The 19,354-nt window shown below is 70.4% G+C and carries 19 protein-coding genes; 14 read left to right on the forward strand and 5 right to left on the reverse strand.

The window, feature by feature from the left end; translation table 11 throughout:
* Entirely contained in the window at nucleotides 1-795 is a 795-nt protein-coding gene (locus tag AB0J90_RS05920) for a hypothetical protein (RefSeq protein ID WP_363592615.1), read from the forward strand.
* A 22-nt stretch (nucleotides 796-817) separates the two neighbouring features.
* Here AB0J90_RS05920 and AB0J90_RS05925 read toward each other — a convergent pair whose 3' ends face one another.
* Nucleotides 818-1,921, reverse strand: coding sequence for a hypothetical protein (locus AB0J90_RS05925; RefSeq protein ID WP_363592617.1), 1,104 nt, complete (start codon nucleotides 1,919-1,921; stop codon nucleotides 818-820).
* Between the two features lie 205 nt (nucleotides 1,922-2,126).
* Between AB0J90_RS05925 and AB0J90_RS05930 the strand changes: the two genes are divergently transcribed.
* Nucleotides 2,127-3,455 carry an AAA family ATPase gene (locus AB0J90_RS05930; protein WP_363592619.1) on the forward strand — a complete coding sequence of 443 codons (1,329 nt, stop codon included), beginning with the start codon at nucleotides 2,127-2,129 and terminating at the stop codon, nucleotides 3,453-3,455.
* A gap of 128 nt (nucleotides 3,456-3,583) precedes the next feature.
* Nucleotides 3,584-5,020: an alpha/beta hydrolase-fold protein gene (locus AB0J90_RS05935; protein WP_363592621.1), complete on the forward strand. Its 1,437-nt coding sequence runs from the start codon at nucleotides 3,584-3,586 to the stop codon at nucleotides 5,018-5,020.
* An 84-nt stretch (nucleotides 5,021-5,104) separates the two neighbouring features.
* On the opposite strand, the gene AB0J90_RS05940 is transcribed toward AB0J90_RS05935, so the two are convergent.
* Nucleotides 5,105-6,031 (reverse strand): 2-hydroxyacid dehydrogenase, encoded by a 927-nt coding sequence (locus AB0J90_RS05940; RefSeq protein ID WP_363592623.1) that lies wholly within the window; start codon nucleotides 6,029-6,031, stop codon nucleotides 5,105-5,107.
* 154 nt (nucleotides 6,032-6,185) lie between these two features.
* Between AB0J90_RS05940 and AB0J90_RS05945 the strand changes: the two genes are divergently transcribed.
* The 5 genes from AB0J90_RS05945 (at nucleotide 6,186) to AB0J90_RS05965 (ending at nucleotide 10,949) form a co-directional block, all read left to right on the forward strand.
* Complete coding sequence (locus tag AB0J90_RS05945; protein WP_363592625.1) at nucleotides 6,186-6,653, forward strand: MarR family transcriptional regulator; 468 nt, start codon at nucleotides 6,186-6,188, stop codon at nucleotides 6,651-6,653.
* Complete coding sequence (locus tag AB0J90_RS05950) at nucleotides 6,650-8,494, forward strand: MFS transporter (protein ID WP_363592627.1); 1,845 nt, start codon at nucleotides 6,650-6,652, stop codon at nucleotides 8,492-8,494. Before AB0J90_RS05945 ends, AB0J90_RS05950 begins: the two co-directional genes overlap by 4 nt.
* Before the next feature lie 175 nt (nucleotides 8,495-8,669).
* The gene (locus AB0J90_RS05955) at nucleotides 8,670-9,473 is read left to right on the forward strand and encodes a hypothetical protein (protein ID WP_363592629.1); all 804 of its coding nucleotides are present in this window, start codon (nucleotides 8,670-8,672) and stop codon (nucleotides 9,471-9,473) included.
* Between the two features lie 51 nt (nucleotides 9,474-9,524).
* Nucleotides 9,525-9,974, forward strand: coding sequence for a hypothetical protein (locus tag AB0J90_RS05960; RefSeq protein ID WP_363592631.1), 450 nt, complete (start codon nucleotides 9,525-9,527; stop codon nucleotides 9,972-9,974).
* 156 nt (nucleotides 9,975-10,130) lie between these two features.
* Nucleotides 10,131-10,949 (forward strand): hypothetical protein, encoded by an 819-nt coding sequence (locus tag AB0J90_RS05965; protein WP_363592633.1) that lies wholly within the window; start codon nucleotides 10,131-10,133, stop codon nucleotides 10,947-10,949.
* Between the two features lie 62 nt (nucleotides 10,950-11,011).
* Here the strand turns inward: AB0J90_RS05965 and AB0J90_RS05970 are convergent, their stop codons facing one another.
* Together AB0J90_RS05970 and AB0J90_RS05975 are read right to left on the reverse strand one after the other, a co-directional pair.
* The gene (locus tag AB0J90_RS05970) at nucleotides 11,012-11,224 is read right to left on the reverse strand and encodes a hypothetical protein (RefSeq protein ID WP_363592635.1); all 213 of its coding nucleotides are present in this window, start codon (nucleotides 11,222-11,224) and stop codon (nucleotides 11,012-11,014) included.
* Nucleotides 11,221-12,282 (reverse strand): LuxR C-terminal-related transcriptional regulator, encoded by a 1,062-nt coding sequence (locus tag AB0J90_RS05975; RefSeq protein ID WP_363592637.1) that lies wholly within the window; start codon nucleotides 12,280-12,282, stop codon nucleotides 11,221-11,223. The genes AB0J90_RS05970 and AB0J90_RS05975 overlap by 4 nt, the downstream gene beginning before the upstream one ends.
* 406 nt (nucleotides 12,283-12,688) lie before the next feature.
* On the opposite strand from AB0J90_RS05975, the gene AB0J90_RS05980 reads away from it, so the two are divergent.
* Together AB0J90_RS05980 and AB0J90_RS05985 are read left to right on the forward strand one after the other, a co-directional pair.
* Nucleotides 12,689-13,156, forward strand: coding sequence for a PPOX class F420-dependent oxidoreductase (locus AB0J90_RS05980; protein WP_363592639.1), 468 nt, complete (start codon nucleotides 12,689-12,691; stop codon nucleotides 13,154-13,156).
* Nucleotides 13,157-13,259: 103 nt separating this feature from the next.
* Nucleotides 13,260-14,174: an SDR family NAD(P)-dependent oxidoreductase gene (locus AB0J90_RS05985; RefSeq protein ID WP_363592641.1), complete on the forward strand. Its 915-nt coding sequence runs from the start codon at nucleotides 13,260-13,262 to the stop codon at nucleotides 14,172-14,174.
* A 12-nt stretch (nucleotides 14,175-14,186) separates the two neighbouring features.
* Here AB0J90_RS05985 and AB0J90_RS05990 read toward each other — a convergent pair whose 3' ends face one another.
* Complete coding sequence (locus AB0J90_RS05990; protein ID WP_363592643.1) at nucleotides 14,187-14,603, reverse strand: hypothetical protein; 417 nt, start codon at nucleotides 14,601-14,603, stop codon at nucleotides 14,187-14,189.
* Nucleotides 14,604-14,971: 368 nt separating this feature from the next.
* Between AB0J90_RS05990 and AB0J90_RS05995 the strand changes: the two genes are divergently transcribed.
* The 4 genes from AB0J90_RS05995 (at nucleotide 14,972) to AB0J90_RS06010 (ending at nucleotide 19,342) form a co-directional block, all read left to right on the forward strand.
* Nucleotides 14,972-16,015 carry a LacI family DNA-binding transcriptional regulator gene (locus AB0J90_RS05995; protein WP_363592645.1) on the forward strand — a complete coding sequence of 348 codons (1,044 nt, stop codon included), beginning with the start codon at nucleotides 14,972-14,974 and terminating at the stop codon, nucleotides 16,013-16,015.
* A 116-nt stretch (nucleotides 16,016-16,131) separates the two neighbouring features.
* Complete coding sequence (locus AB0J90_RS06000) at nucleotides 16,132-17,454, forward strand: extracellular solute-binding protein (RefSeq protein ID WP_363592647.1); 1,323 nt, start codon at nucleotides 16,132-16,134, stop codon at nucleotides 17,452-17,454.
* A 65-nt stretch (nucleotides 17,455-17,519) separates the two neighbouring features.
* Nucleotides 17,520-18,488, forward strand: a complete 969-nt coding sequence (locus AB0J90_RS06005) for a sugar ABC transporter permease (protein ID WP_363592649.1) — start codon at nucleotides 17,520-17,522, stop codon at nucleotides 18,486-18,488.
* A 2-nt stretch (nucleotides 18,489-18,490) separates the two neighbouring features.
* On the forward strand, nucleotides 18,491-19,342 hold the full coding sequence (locus AB0J90_RS06010; protein ID WP_363592651.1) for a carbohydrate ABC transporter permease: 852 nt from the start codon (nucleotides 18,491-18,493) through the stop codon (nucleotides 19,340-19,342).
* Nucleotides 19,343-19,354: the final 12 nt, after the last annotated feature.

A 19,354-nucleotide genomic window follows, 5' to 3' on the forward strand; every position in this document is an offset into this window, starting at 1 on the left:
ATGATCATACTCACCCTTGCCGCCGTCACCGGCACCGCGACCGGCTGCTCGGCCACCACCGAGGAGACGGTGACCCCGAAATCCAGCGCCGAGATCACCCTGCCACCGGAGAAACCCGCTCCCGGCGACCACACCCTGGCCTTCCTGACGGCCGAGGGCGCGAAGCTGGAGTTCCTGCTGCACGCACCGCCCGGCTACGCATCCGGGAAGGCATATCCGCTGGTCCTGGCCTTCCACGGCAGCGAGACGGTGGAGACCCTGCCGGGGCGGACCGGGCTGAACGAGGTCGCGGACGACAACGGCTTCCTGGTCGCGTACCCGAAGGAGTTTCCGGACGCCACGGCGGTGGGCGCGCTGCTCGACCACCTGACCCCCGTCTGGGGTGTCGACACCAAGCGGGTGTACGCCACCGGTTTCTCCCGTGGCGCCACCCTCGCCTACGACGTGGCCGAGCGGCTGGCCGACCGGATCGCCTCGGCCGCCCCGGTCAGCGGCTCGAACCCGGTCACCTCGGCGCCGTCCCGGCCGCTGTCGCTGCTCACCTTCCAGGGCGGCGACGACCGGCTCAGCCAGGCCTGGCCGGTGACCAACACCGGCTGGGACAAGGCCCTCGGCTGCGGAAACGAGCAGGTCAGGAGCATCACGATGGAGGGTGGGCCGACCCACGTCTACACCACCACCTGTCCCGGCGGTACGGAACACGTCGTCTACGCGGTGGCCCGGATGGGACACGCCTGGCCGGCCGACGCGAGCAAGCTGATGTGGGAGTTCTTCAGCCGGCACCCGCTGCCCTGACCGCGCACCAGACAGGATGCGGTCAGTCCTTCATCTTGACGGTGACGGTGGCGGTGTCGCTCAGACCGGCCTCGGTCAGCCGGTAGACGAACGTGTCGGCGAGTTGGTGCCCGGCGGTACGCACGTACTGGATCTCGTAGCGGGAGTCGACATTGGTCAGGTAGCCGTACTTCGGTAGCTGGGTGACGGTGAGCTTGGCGCTGCTGCTGGCCAGGTCGTTGACCCGTACCTTGATCACCTTGGGGGTGGCCCGGTACGCGTACGCGAGGTCGTCGTTGGCGATCGGGGTGGTGGCGAAGGTGCCGTCACCGCGACCGAGGTAGTCGATCGTCGTACCGCTGACCTCGGAGGTGGTCCGTACGTCGGGCCGACCGTCGTCGTTGAGGTCGAGCACCTTCAGGAGGTAGCTCTCGTGGTCCTGCCCGGCGCGCAGTAGTACCTTCCTGCCGTCGTCGAGCAACACGTCCACGTTGCCGTCGTTCGGGATGTCGACACAATTGATCACCACGTCCTGTCGTCCGTTGCGGTTGAAGTCGGCCAGCAGATAGCGCGGGTCACCGCAGGTGTGGTTGATCGGGCCGGGGGTCAGGGTTCCGCCGGTGGTGTTGAGATAGCTGGTGAAGCCGCCGAAGTAGGTGCTCAGGTAGAGGTCGGGCAGCTTGTCGCCACCGAACTGGGCGACTCCGATCTCGTCGGTCTCCCATAGGCCGGGCAGCGTGCCGACCGGCTGGAAGTTCCGCAGGATCAGCAGGCCGTAGTCGACCGTCGGGCCACAGCACCAGCCCACGATCACCTCCGGGGTCCCGTCCCCGCCGATGTCGAGCACGGTGCCGACGTCCGGACAGGCCGAGTCAGGGTCCTCCGGGATCGGGTACGGATGCACGGTCGGTGGGCCGAACCGGCCGACCCGGTCACCGGGGAACACACTCGCCGTGCAGCTTCCCCCGGAGGAGCCCAGCGAGATCATGTCGACGTAACCGTCACCGGTGAGGTCACCGTAGAACGGCTGATTCGTCCTGGCCGCCGAGGCGGCGAGCGGGTGGGCGCCGACGACGGCCACCAGACTGGCAACGAGAACACCGCCGGTGACGATCAGGCGCCGGCCACGATTGCGTACGGTCCACATGGGTCCACTCCTCAGATCCGACAAAGCCCATCTGACCTCGGGTTTCTCGGACGGTAGTGGTCCGCCGGCAACGCCACTCACATCTGACGGTGATCTGACAGTCACTCTGTGTGAGATGAGATCGGCTCGGCCTGGCGACTACGGAGGGCTGCGATCGGGCCGATAGGGTGCCGGGAGTCGTCGGCCGGAAGGGGTGCAGCGGCGCATGGTCACGGAATTGGCGCTGCCTCCGGCGGTCGAGGCGGGACGGGTGGTCGACGCGGTCCTGGCCGACCTGCGCGGCGGCGCGCACCGGGGCGTGGTGGTCGACTCGCCCCCCGGTGCCGGCAAGTCGACCCTGGTGGTGCGGGCCGCGGTCGAACTGGCCGCCGCGGGTGAGCCGCTGATCGTGATCGCCCAGACGAACGAGCAGGTGGACGACCTGGTCGACCGGCTGGCGGTGGCCGCGCCCGAACTGCCGATCGGCCGGCTCTCCGCCACCGACTACGTAGCCTCCGACCGGGTCGCCCGGCACGACCTGGTCCGGGTCGCGGCGAAGGTCGCCGACCTCGGTGGTCCGGCCGTCATCATCGGTACGGCAGCCAAGTGGGCCATGATCAGCGAGGGCTCGTGGCCGTGGGCGATCGTGGACGAGGCGTACCAGATGCGCTCCGACGCCCTGCTCCGCGTCGCCGCCCGGTTCGAGCAGGCGCTGTTCGTCGGCGACCCCGGTCAGCTCGACCCGTTCTCCACCGTGGACACCGTCCGCTGGACCGGCCTGACCTGGGACCCGATGCAGAGCGCGGTGGCGGTCCTGCTGCGCCACAACCCGGACCTGCCGGTGCACCGGCTGCCGGTCTCCTGGCGGTTGCCGGCCTCGGCGGCGCCGGTGGTGGCCGCCGCGTTCTACCCGTTCACCGGTTTCCGGGCCGGCACCTCGGCGCGGGACCGCTCGCTGTCGCTGACCCGGCCGGGGCCCGGTGACCGGATGGACGAGGCGGTGGAACTGGCCGCCGCCACCGGCTGGGGGCTCTACCAGCTACCCGCCCGGCACACCCCGCGTACGGACACCGAAGCGGCCGCGGCCTGCGCCGCGCTGGCCCGCCGGGTGCTGGAACGGGGTGCGGTGGCGATCTCCGAGCGGACCGGGTCGGGTGCACCGGTCGACGCCTCCCGGATTGCGATCGGTGCCGCCCACCGCGACCAGGTGGCGGTGATCCGGTCGATGCTCGGCCCGGCCGGCGCGGAGATCACCGTCGACACCGCGAATCGGCTCCAGGGCCGGGAGTACGACCTGACCGTGGTGCTGCACCCGCTCTCCGGCCGCCGTGACGCGACCGCGTTCCACCTGGAGTCCGGGCGGCTCTGCGTGCTCACCTCCCGGCACCGGCACGCCTGTGTGGTGGTGGCCCGCGCCGGCATCGCCGACCTGCTCGACGCGCACCCGTCCACCGAACCGGTGCACCTCAACGTCCCGGTGAAGTTCCCGGACGGCTGGGAGGCCAACCAGTCGATGATGTCCGTACTGGAGGGCTCCCGCGTACTCGCCGGTTAGCCGGCCGTTCGCTCCACTGTGCTGCCGTACCCCCTTCGGCATTGACATGTGACCTTCTGGTCACCTAACTTGGAGTGAGCATCGGGACCGTACGCGGCATCGACCGCCGACACAGGGGGAGTACGACGATGAGATCGTTCTGGCGCCGAGGGCTGCTCCACACAGCCCTGCTCACACTGCTCACCGGAACCCTGGTGGCCACACCGGCCACCGCCGCCGAACCCGCCGCTTCGGACGCCGGGCGATGGAACGGCACCGGCACCGAGCGGCGCAGTTACACCGGGACCATCGACGGCGCCGGCTACCGGGTCGAGGTGCCACAGGGCTGGAACGGCACGCTGGTCCTGTTCAGCCACGGCTACTACCCGCCGGGCTGGCAGCCGGAGCGGATCGAGCTGGCGAACCGACCGGAAACCGAGCAGTGGCTGCTCGACCACGGTTACGCCCTCGCCGCGTCCAGCTTCACCGGCACTGTCGGTTACGCCGTCGAACCGGCCCTGCACGACCAGATCGCGCTGCTGGACTGGTTCGACGCCCACGTCGGACGGCCCCGGCAGACCGTCTCCACCGGACAGTCGCTCGGCGCGGCGGTCGCCGTGCTGCTGGCCGAGCGGCACCCGCGCCGGTTCGCCGGGGTGAGCACCATGTGCGGCGAGTACGACCCGCTCGGCACCTGGAACATGGCACTCGACCTCACGTTCGCGATCAGGACGCTGCTCGCCCCCGGCGAGGACATCGACCTGGTACGCGCCGACGACCCGACCGCCAGCGCGGCCGCGCTCCAACAGGCGGTGCAACGGGCCGTCGGCACCCCGCAGGGACAGGCGCGGATCGCGCTCGCCGCCTCGTTCGGCAACGTACCCGGCTGGTACTCCGCGCACCTGCCCGAGCCGACCGACCCGACCGAACGGATCCTGGCCCAGGCATCCTGGCTGGAGTGGGCGTACTCGCTCGGCATGGGGCCGACCGGGCGGGCGGACCTGGAGGCGCGGGCCGGCGGCAACCCGTCCTGGAACGTCGGCGTCGACTACACCCGGCAACTGGCCCGCTCGGCCCAGCACGACCAGGTGCGCGCCGCGTACCGGGCGGCCGGGCTCGACCTGCGCGCCGACCTGGACCGGCTTGCCACGGCACCCCGGATCGCCGCCGACCCGGCCGCGGTCGGCTACCTCTACCGCTACGGCGTTCCGGTCGGGCGTACGCCGGTGCCGGTGCTGAGCCTGCACAACATCCGCGACGGCGGCGCCGTCACCGACCAGGAGCGCTGGTACGCCGACCAGGTACGCCGCAACGGTGACCCGGGCCGACTACGCCAGCTCTACGTCAACCGGGGCGGGCATTGCGCGTTCAGCGCGGCAGAGGAGATCGTGTCACTGCGGTCGCTGCTGCACCGGGTCGACACCGGACGGTGGGCCGATCTCGACCCGCACCGGCTGAACCGCACCGCTGGCGGGTACGCCGAGCCGTACCAGTTCGTCCTGGACCTGGCGACCTTCGCGGACCGGCCGATGCCCCCCGCCTTCGTCCGCCACACCCCGCCGGAGTTCCTGCGCCCCTCGCGCTGACCCGGTACGGATCGGCGGCCGTCCCATGATCGGGCGGCCGCCGCTCCGTGTCTTCCACCGTCACCGTTCCCGCGGTACGGGTGGTCAGTAGCCGTTCACGACCTCGTTGACCAGTGGCTCTCCGGCCACGTACCGGCGTAGCTGAGCGCCGGCAAGGCGGTAGGTGCGGGTCATCAGGCCGTGCACCATCGCGCCGACGTGCGGTGTGATCAGTACGTTCGGCAGTTGCCAGAGCGGGTCGTCCGATGGCAGCGGCTCCGGTTCGGTGACGTCCAGTGCCGCCCCGATCCGGCCGGTGGAGAGTTCGGCGTACAGGGCCACCGGGTCGGCGACCTGGCCACGGGAGGCGTTGACCAGCAGGGCTCCGTCGGGCATGGCGGCCAGGAAACGCGCGTCGATCAGTCCCCGGGTCTGTTCGGTCAGCGGCACCAGCAGGACCACCACGTCGGCCGAGGGCAGCAGTTCCGGCAGGTCGGCGACGCCGTACACGCCCTCGTCCGGGCGGGCGGTGCGGGCGGCCAGGGTCAGGGTCACGCCGAACGGCGCGAGCCGGGCCGCGACCGCCGTGCCGATCGAGCCGGCGCCGATGATCAGTACGCGTTTGCCGTACAGCTCGTCGGTGGGGGTGACCTGCTCGTGCGCCCAGTGGTGGCGTTCCTGGGCCCGGACGAACTCGGGGAACCGGCGCAACTGGGCCAGGATCGCGCCGACCACCCACTCGGCGGTCGAGGAGTCGTGCACGCTGCGCGCGTCGCAGAGCGTGACCCTCGGCGGAAGGGCTCTGATCCAGGCGTCCGCGCCCGCGCTGGGAAGCTGCACCACCCGCAGGTCGGGCAGGTCCGGGGCGAGTCGCACCATGGGCGGCTGACCGATGAACGTCGGCATCCAGAACTCGACGCCGGTCGGCTCCGAGGGCAGCCGGAACGGGTCGTCCGCCACCTCGACGGTGACGCCGGACGGCAGCTCACCCAGCAGGGATATGCCGGACTTATGAGGAATCCACGCCTTCACGTATTAATACGATAGCTTCTCATGATTCTTCGATGTCCGGCGTATCCGAAATCCGCAGGTCAGAGCATCCGCGTCGATCGCCCGGCCGGTACGGCAAAGCCCTGTGGGTTGAATCATAAGTAGCTTTTATAAGCACATGATATATAACTGAGCCGTGGTGAACGGATCCTCCGACGGCGAAGCCGACCTGCTCCGTACGGTGAACAGCTTCGACCGGGTGATCCGGCTGCTCCGGCGGCTCACCACACCCGACGGGCTCAGCCTGACCGCGGCCTCCACGCTCTACCGGCTGGACGAGTTCGGCGCGCACCGCCTCTCCGATCTGGCCGTCGCCGAGGGGGTCACCCAGCCCGGCATGACCCAACTCGTCTCCCGGCTGCAACGCGACGGGCTGGCCGAACGCGGCAGCGACCCGGCCGACCGCCGGGTGGTGGTCGTCGACATCACCGAGGCCGGGCGGGACCTGGTACGGCATCGCCGGGCAATCCGCGCGGAGAAGCTCGCCCAACTCCTCGCCGACCTCGGCCCCGAAGAACGGGCGGCGGTGGTCACCTCGCTACAGGTACTCGACCGGCTCGCCGCCCGTGCGGAACCCACTCCGAACGAGGAACAACTGACGTGACGGATTCGAACGGGCAAGCCGGCACCGCCGGCACGGGTACCGGCGGACGCGGCCTGACCGGCGGCGGCGCCGACAACCCGCGCTACAAGTGGGTCGCCCTGTCCAACACCACCCTGGGCATGCTGCTCGCCACGATCAACTCCTCGATCGTGCTGATCTCGCTGCCGGCGATCTTCAACGGGGTCCACCTCAACCCGCTGGAGCCGGGCAACGTCAGTTACCTGCTCTGGATGCTGATGGGTTACATGCTGGTCACCGCGGTCCTGGTGGTGACCCTCGGCCGCCTCGGCGACATGTACGGCCGGGTCCGCATCTACAACGCCGGCTTCGCCATCTTCACCGTCACCTCGATCGTCCTGTCTCTGGACCCGTTCGACGGTGGCGGCGGCGCACTCTGGCTGATCGGCTGGCGGGTGCTCCAGGCCGTCGGCGGCTCGATGCTGATGGCAAATGCGGCGGCGATCGTCACCGACGTGTTCCCGGCCCGGCAACGCGGCACCGCGCTGGGCATCAACATCGTCGCGGGCATCGCCGGCTCGTTCATCGGACTCGTCCTCGGCGGCCTACTGGCTGAGTGGAACTGGCGGTCGGTGTTCTGGGTCAACGTGCCGATCGGCCTGCTCGGCACGATCTGGGCCTACCGCTCCCTGCACGACACCGGCGTACGGGTCAAGGCGCGGCTCGACTGGTGGGGCAACCTGACCTTCGCCGTCGGGCTGACCGCGCTGCTCGCCGGCATCACGTACGGCATCCAGCCCTACGGCGGGCACACCATGGGCTGGACCAACCCGTGGGTGTTGGCGGGGCTGATCGGCGGGGTCGCCGTACTCGCGCTGTTCTGCGTGATCGAGTCCCGGGTGGCCGAGCCGATGTTCCCGCTCGGACTGTTCCGGATCGCCGCCTTCGCCAGCGGCAACGCCGCCAGCCTGCTCGGCTCGATCGCCCGCGGCGGACTCCAGTTCATGCTCATCATCTGGTTGCAGGGCATCTGGCTGCCGCTGCACGGTTACAACTACGAGCAGACCCCGCTCTGGGCCGGCATCTACCTGCTCCCGCTCACCATCGGCTTCCTCGCCGCCGGTCCGCTCGCCGGAGCGCTCTCCGACCGGTACGGCGCCCGACTCTTCGCCGCCGGTGGACTGGTGGTGATGGCCGTGTCCTTCGGCGGTCTGCTGCTCATCCCGAGCGACTTCGACTACTGGGTGTTCGCGCTGCTGGTCTTCCTCAACGGGCTCGGCGGTGGCCTGTTCGCCGCCCCGAACACCGCCCTGGTCATGTCGAGCGTGCCGGCCCGGCTGCGCGGCGCCGCCTCCGGTATGCGGGCGACCTTCCAGAACTCCGGCATGGTGCTCTCCATCGGGGTCTTCTTCTCGCTGATGGTGGCCGGGTTGGCCGGCTCGCTGCCGCAGACCCTCGACTCCGGACTGACCGCGCAGGGCGTACCGGCCGCGGCCGCGCACACCGTCGCGCAACTCCCACCGGTCGGTACGCTCTTCGCCGCGTTCCTCGGCTACAACCCGATCCAGCAACTGCTCGGGCCGGACGTGCTGGATGCGCTGCCGACCGCGAACGCGGACACGCTCATCGGTCGGGAGTTCTTCCCGCACCTGATCGCCGGGCCGTTCCACCACGGGCTCGGCATCGTGTTCTGGCTCGCCATCGCGATGGCGTTGGTCGGGGCCGCCGCCTCCCTGTTCGCCCCCAAGGCGACCGCCGCCGGACCCGCCGACGACCTGGTCACCCGGGAGACCGAACTGGTGGATGAGCTGTACGGGGCGGAGCCGCTGACCCCGACCCCCCGAGCGGCGGAGCCGCTGGTACGCGACCGCGACCGGGGCTGACCATACGGTCGCTCCGGCTGTGCCGGGCAGGGCGCCCGCCGTACCCCCTCGCGGCGGGCGCCCGTACGTCGACCGACCCGTCCCCCCGTCCGGTGCGGCTGGGTCGCGGCCCGTCGCGGGACTGGGGCGCGAAGCCGACAGCGCGCGGGACGGCTCGCGGGGATGATGGATTGTCATGGCGACCACGGTCCGTGCCCAGTTGCGTACGCTGACCCGCCTGCGGGCGGCGCTCTGGGCTCCGGGTGCGGTGGCCGTGCTGGCCCTACTCCTGATGCCGGTGTACGAGAACGGCTACGAATTCGTCGTCAACTACGACCCGCAGGGCGACGCCGAGCAGTTCGAACGGCTCTACACCACCGCCCTGCTCCGCTACACCTCGGGTTTCGTGTGCGGCCAACTCATCGCGCTCGCCGTCGGCGCGGCCCTCGGCCGCCACTGCGTACGCACTGCGGCTCCGGCGCGACCGTTGTCCATCATGGCCACCGCCGGGTTGGCGGGTACGGCACTGGGACTGCTGAACCTGGCCGTGGTGGCACCGGCCGCCGCACTCCGTACCGAGCTGGCGATGTCCATTGTGGACGTACGCGCGGCCGGGCTGGACTTCGACCCGGACCTGCTCCGGGATCCGGGGTTCTGGCAGGTGCTGCTGGTCGGGCTGCTGTCGTTCCCGCTCTGGGCGGTGGCCGGTGCCGCCGCGGGTTTGCTGCTCGACCCGGCGAGGGTCGTCCCGGCGCTGCTGGCCTGGGTGCTGGCCGGCGGGGTGACCGCCGTGCTGGTGGTGCTCTGGGACGAGCGGCTGGCCGCCGTCGCCGCGCTGGTCAGCCCGCCGTTCGGCAGCGTCGCGTCCCCGCTGGGCACCGGCACGAACGCCGACGCCGTCACCGTGGCGCTGCTCGTCGCCGGAGTCGCGTACGCGGCCGTGCTCGGGACCGCCGCCGTGAGGGTCTCGCCGGGTCGCCGTCGCGGCGTCGCCGGGTGATCGTGCTCATGATCGACCCAAACCGGACGTGGGGACGGTAAGCTCACCGGCGTGACCGCCGTGCCGCTTTCCCGCCCCTTGTGGTGGGTGGCACGCCGGTCACTGCGGTTGCTGACCGGCCTGATCCTGATGGCGCTCGTGCTCGGCCTGAGCGCCGCTGCCGCCGACGCCGCTCCGCCGTCCGCACACCGGTCCGGTGTCCCGGCGCACGCGGCCGTCACCGCTGCGGCAACCGCCACGGAACCACAGGCCGGCACCCCGCCAGCGGACGCCACCCGGTCGGTGACGCCGGCCACCGGTGTCACCGAGAAAGCCGTACGGGCCGGCGAGCGGGTCGACTCCGACGTCGCCGCCGACCGCGCCCCGGCCGCCGACCGGGTCACCGTCACGCCTGGTCAGCCGGACCGGCGGACCGTGCCGCACCGCCCCGCGCGTTCGATCGTCCCGGCCGGCGCCGGTCCCGGCCTGCCCGCCGGACCGCGGGCTCCGCCCCTCGGGTGATCCCCGGCCGGCCGTGACGGCCGGCGAGTTCTTCCGCGATCCACGACGCGTATCCCCAGGTCCTCGACGGGCCGATCGGGTACGACGCCGGAGCAGGATCGCGCGGCCCCGATGGAAACCCCGAACGCGATCGTTTATCGGCGAGGTGTGCTGGTTATGGACAATCTCATGTACTTTTTCCTGCTCGACATTCCCCGGGCCGCGGTGATCTGGTCCGGCCTGATCGTGGTGGCACTGGTCGCCATGGCGATCCTGATCGCCCGCCGGCCCCGACCCGAGTTCACCGACGGCGGCGGCCCGAACGGCGTCGTGCCCATGCGGGCGGCGGTTGCCGGTCGAGCCCGGCTCACCGCCGAGGCGGAGGAACTAGTCCGCTACGCCGACGAGGTGGCCGTTGCCGCGGGTCGGGCGGCCGAGACGGCACGCCGTCGCCGGGAGGAGTGGCTGGCCGCGCAGGACGACGCCGAGGCGGCGTGGCAGGCGTACGAGGCTGCCGATGCCGACGCCCGCCGGGTGGCCGCGACCACGTACCTGCCGGTTCCGCGTACGCCACGCACCCCGTCGGAGTACGCCGACCGGGAGCGTTACCTGCACCGGGCCGCGCTGAGCGCCTGTGGCCGGCAGGAACTGTCAGTGCTCGAACTGAGCAACGCGCTGGCGCACCGCAACGGGTGGGACCCCCGCCGGCACCCGGTCGAGCAGGAGGTCGTGCTGCGCCGCGCCGTACGCGAGAGCCGGCTCGCCGCCCAGCGGAGCGCCGCCGAACGCGAGCACGCCGCGTGGCGTACGGCGGAGGCTGCGGCGGTAGCCGCCCAGAGCCTGCGCGACGAGGCGTTCGCCGCGGCCGAGCGGGCGAACCAGGCATCGCACCTGCTGCCGCCGGGCGGCGGCGGCACGGGCGGCAGCGCCCCGGTCCGTGACGCGTCCCGCCAGCACCGCCCGGCCACCAGGTGGCGTACGGCCAGCGCCGGCTGAGCCGCGCCACGGACCGACTCGCACGGTCGGGTTGAGTCCGATGTGGACTACGGGCGTGGGGGCTACGGCTGGTTCGGCGGGACCGGTCGCGGCGCCTGGGGCGTGATGACCATGGGACGCTCGTCCGGGTCGGTGAAGCAGGAGGCGCACGCGCCCGGCGGGTCCTCAGGGACGGCAGCGGCGGCCGGGGCAGCCCCGGTGGCGACGATGCCGACGAGCACCGCGGCGGCGAAGGCGGTCCGGATCGGAGTGACATGGGCCCTGAGGCGTTTCATCCGTCTTCCTTGTCTGGTTGTTCGGGTGGTCGGGGCACGGCGGTTCGGGACATCGGTAGGGGAGCGGCACCGGCGGCACCGAGCAGGAGCGCGAGTTGGAACCGGTTCTCCACGCCGAGCCGGTCCATCAGCTCCCGCATCGTGTACGCCACCGTCCGTACGCTCAGTTTCAGCTCGTTGGCGGCGGACACGTCCGTGTGTCCGGCGGACAGGAGCGCGACGAGCGCCTGCTCCCGGGGCGTGAGTGTGATGGGCGGTACCCCCTGTCGGTGCGGATCGCGTCCCTGCGTCCACAACCGGTCGAAGAGTCCGCAGAGTGCCTGTACCACCGGTGCATCGTCGACCTCGACGACACCGGCTTCGAAGTTCAGCGGGTCGGCCGGAAAGAGCGCGACGCGGCGGTCGAAGACAATCAGTTTTATGGGCAGGTCGGGCAGTTCCCGGTAGGTCATACCCACGCCGCCCACCTGGGCCAGGTGTGCGGTGGTGCGGTCGCCGTCACCGGGTGGCCGACCGAGGATGCGAATCTGGATACCCCGTTCGACCAGGCCACGGTCGACCGGAAGCGCCGCCGCGGTCGCGTCGGCGGTGATCACCTCCTCGGTGTTGATGGCCAGGTGCTCGTGCCGTTCGGCGGCGCCGAGGTGGGCGATCCGCCGACGGGCGAGCGAGCGGCTGGTCCAGTGCCGGATCCGGGACTCGTCGAGCGTCGGCAGGTCCAGCCCGTCGAGCGTGCCGAAGTGCTGCCGCCAGCGATCCCGCTGACTGCCGGGCACCACCGGCCGGCGCAGGTACCGCAGCACCTGCGGCACCGGGCACGGATCCCAGCGCCGGGCGACACCGGGGCGGATCGTGGCCGAGCGGGTCGGTTGGGCCGCCCGTACGGCCGCCAACTCGTCCAGGGCGGCGACCACGCGGGATCGGGGCAGGCCGAGTTCCCGGCTCAGTTCGGTGTCCTTGCGACCGCCCATCATGGTCAGCGCGCGGTAGATGAGATCCGCGTCCGGTGACACTCCCCACCGGGTGAGACGCGGAATCGTGTCGGTGGATTCGGGCACCCGATCCTCCCGTCGACCGTTCCGGAGCGGACCCCCCGCTCGCCCCGTACACAGCACACCATCACGTCAACCGCCGGGGAAGAGCGGTGCGCCGCATTGCACGATCATGCAATGGATAAACGGTGTGTCCTTGCCCGGCGGTCTCGGGCTGCCGCATTGTCAACGGGTCGCCGACAGCGGAGAGCTACACAACGGGGGGTAGCTCTCCCACGGCGGCGTCCAGGTTCCCGGCACCCGTGGTTCGGGGGCCGTGACGGTGCCGGGCACCTGGCCGTACTCACCGTGGGATCACCGAAGCGGTCGTCGCGGGCCGGTGATCCCACGGTGGTCGCGGACCGTGCGTCGCCGCCCGGGGTACGGGGGCCGCCCGGCGCCCCGCCGCCGGTGGCGACCTATGGTGGGTGGCATGCCCCGTACCATCGCGACCAACACCCGGGTCGACCGTGAACAGTTGACCGAGTTCCTCGCCCCGCGCCACCGGGCCGTCCTGCTCACCACCCGGGCCGACGGCCGCCCGCAGTCGTCGCCGGTGGCCTGCGGCGTCGACACGTCCGGCCGGATCGTCATCTCGACCTATCCCGAGCGTGCCAAGGCGGCCAACATCCGGCGTGATCCGCGGGTGTCGGTCTGCGTGCTGTCGGACGACTGGAACGGGCCCTGGGTGCAGGTCGACGGCACCGCCGAGGTGCTCGACCTGCCGGAGGCGCTGGAGCCGCTGGTCGACTACTTCCGGTGCATCTCCGGTGAGCACCCGGACTGGGACGAGTACCGGCAGGCGATGCGTACGCAGGGCAAGTCGCTGATCCGGGTGACGATCGAGAGCTGGGGGCCGCTGGCCACCGGTGGTTTCCCGGCCCGGCTCGGCGACGCCTGACAGGCCGGGGCGCCGGGCGGTGCGGAGCCCGGCCGCCGGAAACAGCGGTGGTGGTTTGTCCCGTTCCGCCGCAGTCCCGGGTTGGCTGGGGCAGCATACGGAAATGACCCGTATCGAGACGCCGTTCGGCTTCTCCTCGACCGCCGCCGAGGTGGCGGAGGGGATCGACCTGTCCGGGCGCCGGGTGATCGTCACGGGCGGTGCGTCCGGCATCGGGGTGGAGACCGCGCGGGCGCTGGCGGCCATCGGTGCCGAGGTCACGCTCGCCGTACGCAACACCGACGCGGGGGCGCGGACCGCCGCCGACATCACCGGTACCACCGGCAACAAGAACGTACGGGTGGCCGTGCTGGACCTGGCCGACCGCGCCTCGGTGTCCGCCTTCGTCCACGCCTGGGACGGGCCGCTGCACGTGCTGGTCAACAACGCCGGCATCATGGCCTCCCCGGAGCAGCGCACCTCCGACGGGTGGGAGATCCAGTTCGCCACCAACCACCTGGGTCACTTCGCCCTCGCCTTCGGGCTCTACGACGCGCTCGCCTCGGCCGGCGGTGCCCGGATCGTCTCGGTCAGCTCCAGCGCGCACATGCTCTCGCCGGTGATCTTCGACGACCTTCAGTTCGCCTTCCGCAGCTACGACCCCTGGTTGGCGTACGGGCAGTCCAAGTCGGCGAACATCCTGTTCGCGGTCGGCGTCACCGGGCGCTGGGGCGACGCCGGCATCACCGCGAACGCGCTGAGCCCCGGCGCGATCGAGACCAATCTCCAGCGCCACGTCGGTGGCCGGCTGAGCACGCCCGCCGACCGGATCAAGTCGCCGGAGCAGGGTGCGGCGACCTCGGTGCTGCTGGCCACCTCGCCGCTGCTCGACGGCATCGGCGGCCGCTACTTCGAGAACTGCAACGAGGCGTCGCTGGTCACCCGGCGGAGCCCGGACCTGAGCGGCGTGGCGCCGTACGTGCTCGACCGTGCCAACGCCGACCGGCTCTGGGAGACGTCCCTGCGTCTGCTCGCCTGAGTGCGGACGGGACTACGGCGAGGGGTCGGCGGGGGGTGGATCGCCGGGGCCGCCGACGACCTGTAGTTGCAGCGGCCGGTAGTCGGTGTGCGGGTCGGTCACGGTGAAACCGGCCGAGTCGAGGATGGACCAGATCGCCTGGCGCATGGACTCGGCGATGGCACCGAAGTGGCGCAGTACGGGGTCGTCCATCCGTTGCTCGGTCACGCACACCACCACCGCGTTGCCCAGGCGCCGGTGCGGTCGCCAGAGTACGAAGACACCGCCGGCCTCGTCGTCGCCCGGATCCACGTCCACCGTCACCCCGGCGAAGTAACCGTCGTCGCCCTCGTCGGCGACCGGGAGTCCCGCCTCGGACAACACGTCGCGCACCTGTGCCGCGAGGCGCTTCCATTCGTCGAGCACCGCGGCCGGTACGAGCGTGAACACCCCTGGACTCCTCCAGCGTCCGAAGCGGCCACGTCACCGTGGCCCTGACCTGATCAACTGGACCGACAGTAGCAACGCCCGTGCGTCGTCGCCTGCCTGGCGACACGGCCGGGCCCGGCCGTCGTCTCCCGTTCGCGCACGGTAGCCGTGCCGGCTCACCCCGGTGCTCGCCGCGCTGGGCCGCGGGACCGGCCCGTCGTTACTCCGCGGAAATTTCCCGGTCATGCCATTGACACGGCTCGGACGCGCTCGTAACTTTCCTGTCGAAGCGGTTAGTCGAACCGCTTCGACTAACCGCTTCGACAACCCCTGACCAGCGCTGACGTACCGCAGCGTTTTCCTCACCCGGGAGGTGCGTCATCGCCTCGATGTACGACGTGGCCCGGCGCGCGGGCGTGGCCGTCAGCACGGTGTCGTACGCGCTGAACGGCACCCGGCCGGTCGGCAAGGAGACCGCCGCCCGGATCCGCCGGGCCATGGACGAGTTGGACTACCGACCCAACGCCCTGGCCCGGGGGCTGGCCAGCAAGCGCAGCCGCAACATCGCGCTGATCTTCCCGGCGCTGGAACGCGGGCTGGGCATCACCGAGATGGAGTTCGTCTCCAGCGCGGCCGAGACAGCCAGCGAGAACGGCTACCACCTGGTGCTCTGGTCCACCCCGGTGGACGACACCGAGTTGCTCACCCGGCTGACCCGCGACGGTCTGGTCGACGGGGTGGTGATCATGGAGGTGCACCTGGCCGACGAGCGGATCGACCTGCTCCGGCGTACCGGGGTGCCGTTCTGCATGATCGGTCGCACCGCCGACTGCGCCGACGACAGCTACGCCGACATCGACTTCGAACAGACCACCCGCGACGCGGTACGGCACCTCGCCGGCCTCGGCCACACCACGATCGGCTTCGTCAACCACTCCCAGCGCTCGTTCGACGCCGGCTACGGCCCCTCCGTACGGGCTGCGGAGAGCTTCGCCCGTACCGCGGAAGAACTCGGCGTACGCCAGGTCAGCCGGTGCTGCGCGGACTCACCGGCGGCCGGTCGGCGGCTGTGGCGGGAACTCGTCGAGCGGGAGCCCGACCTGACCGGGCTGGTGGTGATGAACGAGCGGGCCAGCGCGGGCGTGCTGGCTGCCATCGCCGAGCAGGGCGCGAGGGTGCCCGAGGACTACTCGATCCTCTCCGTCGCCTCCTCCGAGCGGGTCGCCGAGATGACGTACCCGCCGCTGACCACGTTCCACCCGCCCAGCGCCGAACTCGGGCGGCTGGGCGTACAGACCCTGATCGACTCACTCGACGGGCGGTCCGGTCCGCTCGTGCAGAAACTGTTGCCCTGCAAGCTGGTCGTCCGCGAGAGCACCGGACCGCGGCCGGCCGGCGGGGCGCGTCCCCCCATCGGCACCGAGGCCCCCTGACGCCGGGCGTACCACTGCGGACCGAACCGATCACCCAGACACCCCCACCATCGCCGGGCAGCGAACCCACCCATCCCACCGCTGCCGGCGGGACCGCTCCATCCAGGAGGCCGGAAGTGAATCGATCGAGCAAGACGGGCGCGACGAGGAAGACGGGTGCGGTCGCGACCGCACTGGTCGCGGTGGCGGCCCTGGGGCTGTCCGCCTGCGGCGCCGACGCCGACGACAGCGGCGACGGCAAGTCCCTGCGGCTCTGGCACTTCGAGGGCGCGAACAGCGCCATGGGCCTGGCCTGGGCCGAGGCGATCAAGCAGTTCGAGGCGAGCCACCCCGGGGTCAAGGTGACCTACGAGGAGAAGGGCTTCGAGCAGATCCGGCAGAACGCCGGCATGATCCTCAACTCCGACCAGGGCCCGGACATCCTGGAGTACAACAAGGGCAACGCCAGCGCCGGGCTGCTCTCCAAGCAGGGGCTGCTGACCGACCTGACCGCCGAGGCCGGCAAGCGCGGCTGGGATAAGGCGATCTCGCCCAGCGTCGCCACCACCTCCAAGTACGACCAGGCCGGCATCATGGGCGGCGACAAATGGTACGGCGTGCCGAACTACGGCGAGTACGTGATGGTCTATTACAACCAGGACCTGTTCGACAAGTACCAGCTCAAGGTGCCGACCACGCTCGCCGAGTTCGAGTCGGTGATGGACACCTTCGTGCAGAACAAGGTCACACCGCTCTCCGTCGGCGGTGCCGAATACCCGGCCCAGCAGATCTTCTACGAGCTGGCCCTGTCGAAAGCAAACCGGTCCTTCGTGGACGACTACCAGCTCTACAAGAACAAGGTGAACTTCACCGGCCCGGAGCTGACGTACGGCGCGAACACCTTCGCCGATTGGGTCAGGAAGGGCTACCTCGGCAAGGACTCGGCCGGCATCAAGGCCGAGGACATGGGGGTGGCGTTCAGCCAGGGCAAGTACCCGATCCTCATCTCCGGTAGCTGGTGGTTCGGCCGGTTCAGCGACGAGATCAAGAACTTCAAGTGGGGCACCTTCCTGTTCCCCGGCAACACCCTCCAGCCCGGCTCCGGCGGCAACCTCTGGGTGGTGCCGACGAGTTCCAAGAACAAGCAGCTCGCGTACGACTTCATCGACATCACCATGAAGCCGGAGATCCAGAACCTGCTCGGCAACTCCGGCGGCGTACCGCTCGCGGCCGACCCGGCGGCGATCAGCAACCCGAAGGCCAAGGAGCTGATCGAGAACTTCAACAAGCTCAACAGCTCCGACGGCCTCGCGTTCTACCCGGACTGGCCGGCACCCGGCTACTACGACGTACTGGTCGCCGGCATGCAGAACCTGATCAACGGCAGCAAGAAGCCGGAGCAGGTGCTCGACGAGATCGCCAAGCCGTACAACGACAACCTGGCCAGCATCGGCAAGTGACCGCGCTCCCGCGCCGGGGACCACGGGTTCCCGGCGCGGGCCGCCCTCCAACCGTGGAGGCACCAATGGTTAACACGCTCACCCGCGCACGTCCGGCGGCGGCCGGGCGGGGTCGGTCGCGGCGGGACCGGGCGCGGCGGTCCCGTACCGACCGCGGCTACCTGGTCTTCCTGATCCCGGGGCTGCTGCTCTTCCTGGCCGTCATCGTGGTGCCGCTGCTGATGAACATCGGGATCAGCTTCACCCGGTGGCAGGGGATCGGCACCCCGGAGTGGATCGGCCTGGAGAACTACGACCGGCTGCTGCACGACGCCAACTTCTGGACCTCGTTCCGCAACATCATCTTCATCATCCTGGCCATGGCGGTGCTGCCCACCCTGCTCGGGCTCTTCCTCGCCGCGGTCCTGTTCGACTACGTGGCCAAGCGGATCGGCCCGCGTACGGCCAGCGTGTTCCGGTCCGGGCTCTACCTGCCGCAGGTGCTGCCGGTGGCGGTCACCGGCATCGTCTGGGGCTGGATCCTGCATCCCGGCTACGGCGCGCTCAACCAGATCCTGGACCGGATCGGGCTCGGCTCGCTGGCCCACAACTGGCTCGGCGACCCGAAGTACGCGCTCTGGAGCGTCATGGCGGTCATGGTCTGGTTCCAGCTCGGCTACCCGATCGTGATGTTCATGTCCGGGCTGCAACGCGTCGACCCCGAGCTGTACGAGGCCGCCGACCTCGACGGGGCCGGCTGGTGGCAGCGGTTCACCCGGATCGCGGTGCACCTGATCAAGCCGGAGATCTACGTCGTGCTGGTCACCACCACCATCGCCGCGTTGAAGATCTTCGGGCAGATCTTCGTGCTGACCAGGGGCGGGCCGGGCAACTCGACGCTGGTCCCGTCGTACTTCGCGTACCAGAACTTCTTCGAGAAGGCGAACGCCGGCTACGGTTCGGCGATAGCCACCGTACTGACCGTCATCATCGTGGCGCTGACGTACGTCTTCCTGCGCCTCCAGACGCGCGACGAGCGCCGGGACGGGAGCTGACGATGGCTTCTACCGTGAAACAGAGTCGCCGACCGGGTTGGCTCACCCGCCCGGTCGTGCTGGTCGTGCTGACCGCCTTCACCCTGCTGGTGCTGGCACCGTTCCTGGTGGTCGCGCTGAATGCGTTCAAGACCCCGGCCGAGTACGCCTCGAACGGTCCGCTCTCCCTGCCCGGCGGCCTCCATCTCCAGGGCATCGTCGACTTCTGGTACCGGGTCGACTTCGGCGAGAAACTCTGGAACAGCTTCCTGATCAGCGCATCCGTCGCCGTACTGGCGATCGTCATCTCGGTGCTCAACGCGTACGCGATCGGCATCGGCCGCCTGCGCGGCCGGCTGGCCTTCCTGATGTTCTTCCTGCTGGCCAACCTGCTGCCGCAGGAGGCGCTGGTCTACCCGCTGTACTACCTGTCCAAGCTGGTCGGTCTCTACAACACCCGGCTCGCGGTGATCATCATCCTGACCGCGATCCAGGCCGCGTTCGGCACCTACCTGCTCTCCTCGGTCTTCCGCGACTTCCCCCGGCAACTGCTGGAGGCCGCAGCACTCGACGGCGCCGGCAAGTGGCGGGTGCTCTGGCGGGTGGTGGTCCCGACCAACTGGCCCACCCTCTCGGTGCTGTTCACCTTCTTCTTCATCTGGACCTGGAACGAGTTCTTCCTGCCGCTGATCTTCCTGATCTCCAACGACAACCAGACCGTTCCGGTCGCCCTCGGCGTGCTCCAGGGCGACCGGATGATGGACGCCACCACAACCAGCGCCTCCGCCCTACTGGGCATCGTGCCGGCGGTGCTGTTCTTCCTCATCTTCCAGCGCACCCTGACCCGCGGCGTGATGGCCGGCGCGGTCAAGTAACGCATCAACCGG

The sequence above is a fragment of the Micromonospora sp. NPDC049523 genome (assembly GCF_040676775.1).
Lineage (GTDB): Bacteria > Actinomycetota > Actinomycetes > Mycobacteriales > Micromonosporaceae > Micromonospora_G.

What these genes read in the sequence shown, in the direction of transcription:
- AB0J90_RS05920 (WP_363592615.1), top strand. Translation starts at nt 1, where the DNA reads ATGATCATACTCACCCTTGCCGCCGTCACCGGCACCGCGACCGGCTGC.
- AB0J90_RS05925 (WP_363592617.1), bottom strand. Translation starts at nt 1,921, where the DNA reads ATGTGGACCGTACGCAATCGTGGCCGGCGCCTGATCGTCACCGGCGGT.
- AB0J90_RS05930 (WP_363592619.1), top strand. Translation starts at nt 2,127, where the DNA reads ATGGTCACGGAATTGGCGCTGCCTCCGGCGGTCGAGGCGGGACGGGTG.
- AB0J90_RS05935 (WP_363592621.1), top strand. Translation starts at nt 3,584, where the DNA reads ATGAGATCGTTCTGGCGCCGAGGGCTGCTCCACACAGCCCTGCTCACA.
- AB0J90_RS05955 (WP_363592629.1), top strand. Translation starts at nt 8,670, where the DNA reads ATGGCGACCACGGTCCGTGCCCAGTTGCGTACGCTGACCCGCCTGCGG.
- AB0J90_RS05965 (WP_363592633.1), top strand. Translation starts at nt 10,131, where the DNA reads ATGGACAATCTCATGTACTTTTTCCTGCTCGACATTCCCCGGGCCGCG.
- AB0J90_RS05970 (WP_363592635.1), bottom strand. Translation starts at nt 11,224, where the DNA reads ATGAAACGCCTCAGGGCCCATGTCACTCCGATCCGGACCGCCTTCGCC.
- AB0J90_RS05980 (WP_363592639.1), top strand. Translation starts at nt 12,689, where the DNA reads ATGCCCCGTACCATCGCGACCAACACCCGGGTCGACCGTGAACAGTTG.
- AB0J90_RS05985 (WP_363592641.1), top strand. Translation starts at nt 13,260, where the DNA reads ATGACCCGTATCGAGACGCCGTTCGGCTTCTCCTCGACCGCCGCCGAG.
- AB0J90_RS05995 (WP_363592645.1), top strand. Translation starts at nt 14,972, where the DNA reads ATGTACGACGTGGCCCGGCGCGCGGGCGTGGCCGTCAGCACGGTGTCG.
- AB0J90_RS06005 (WP_363592649.1), top strand. Translation starts at nt 17,520, where the DNA reads ATGGTTAACACGCTCACCCGCGCACGTCCGGCGGCGGCCGGGCGGGGT.
- AB0J90_RS06010 (WP_363592651.1), top strand. Translation starts at nt 18,491, where the DNA reads ATGGCTTCTACCGTGAAACAGAGTCGCCGACCGGGTTGGCTCACCCGC.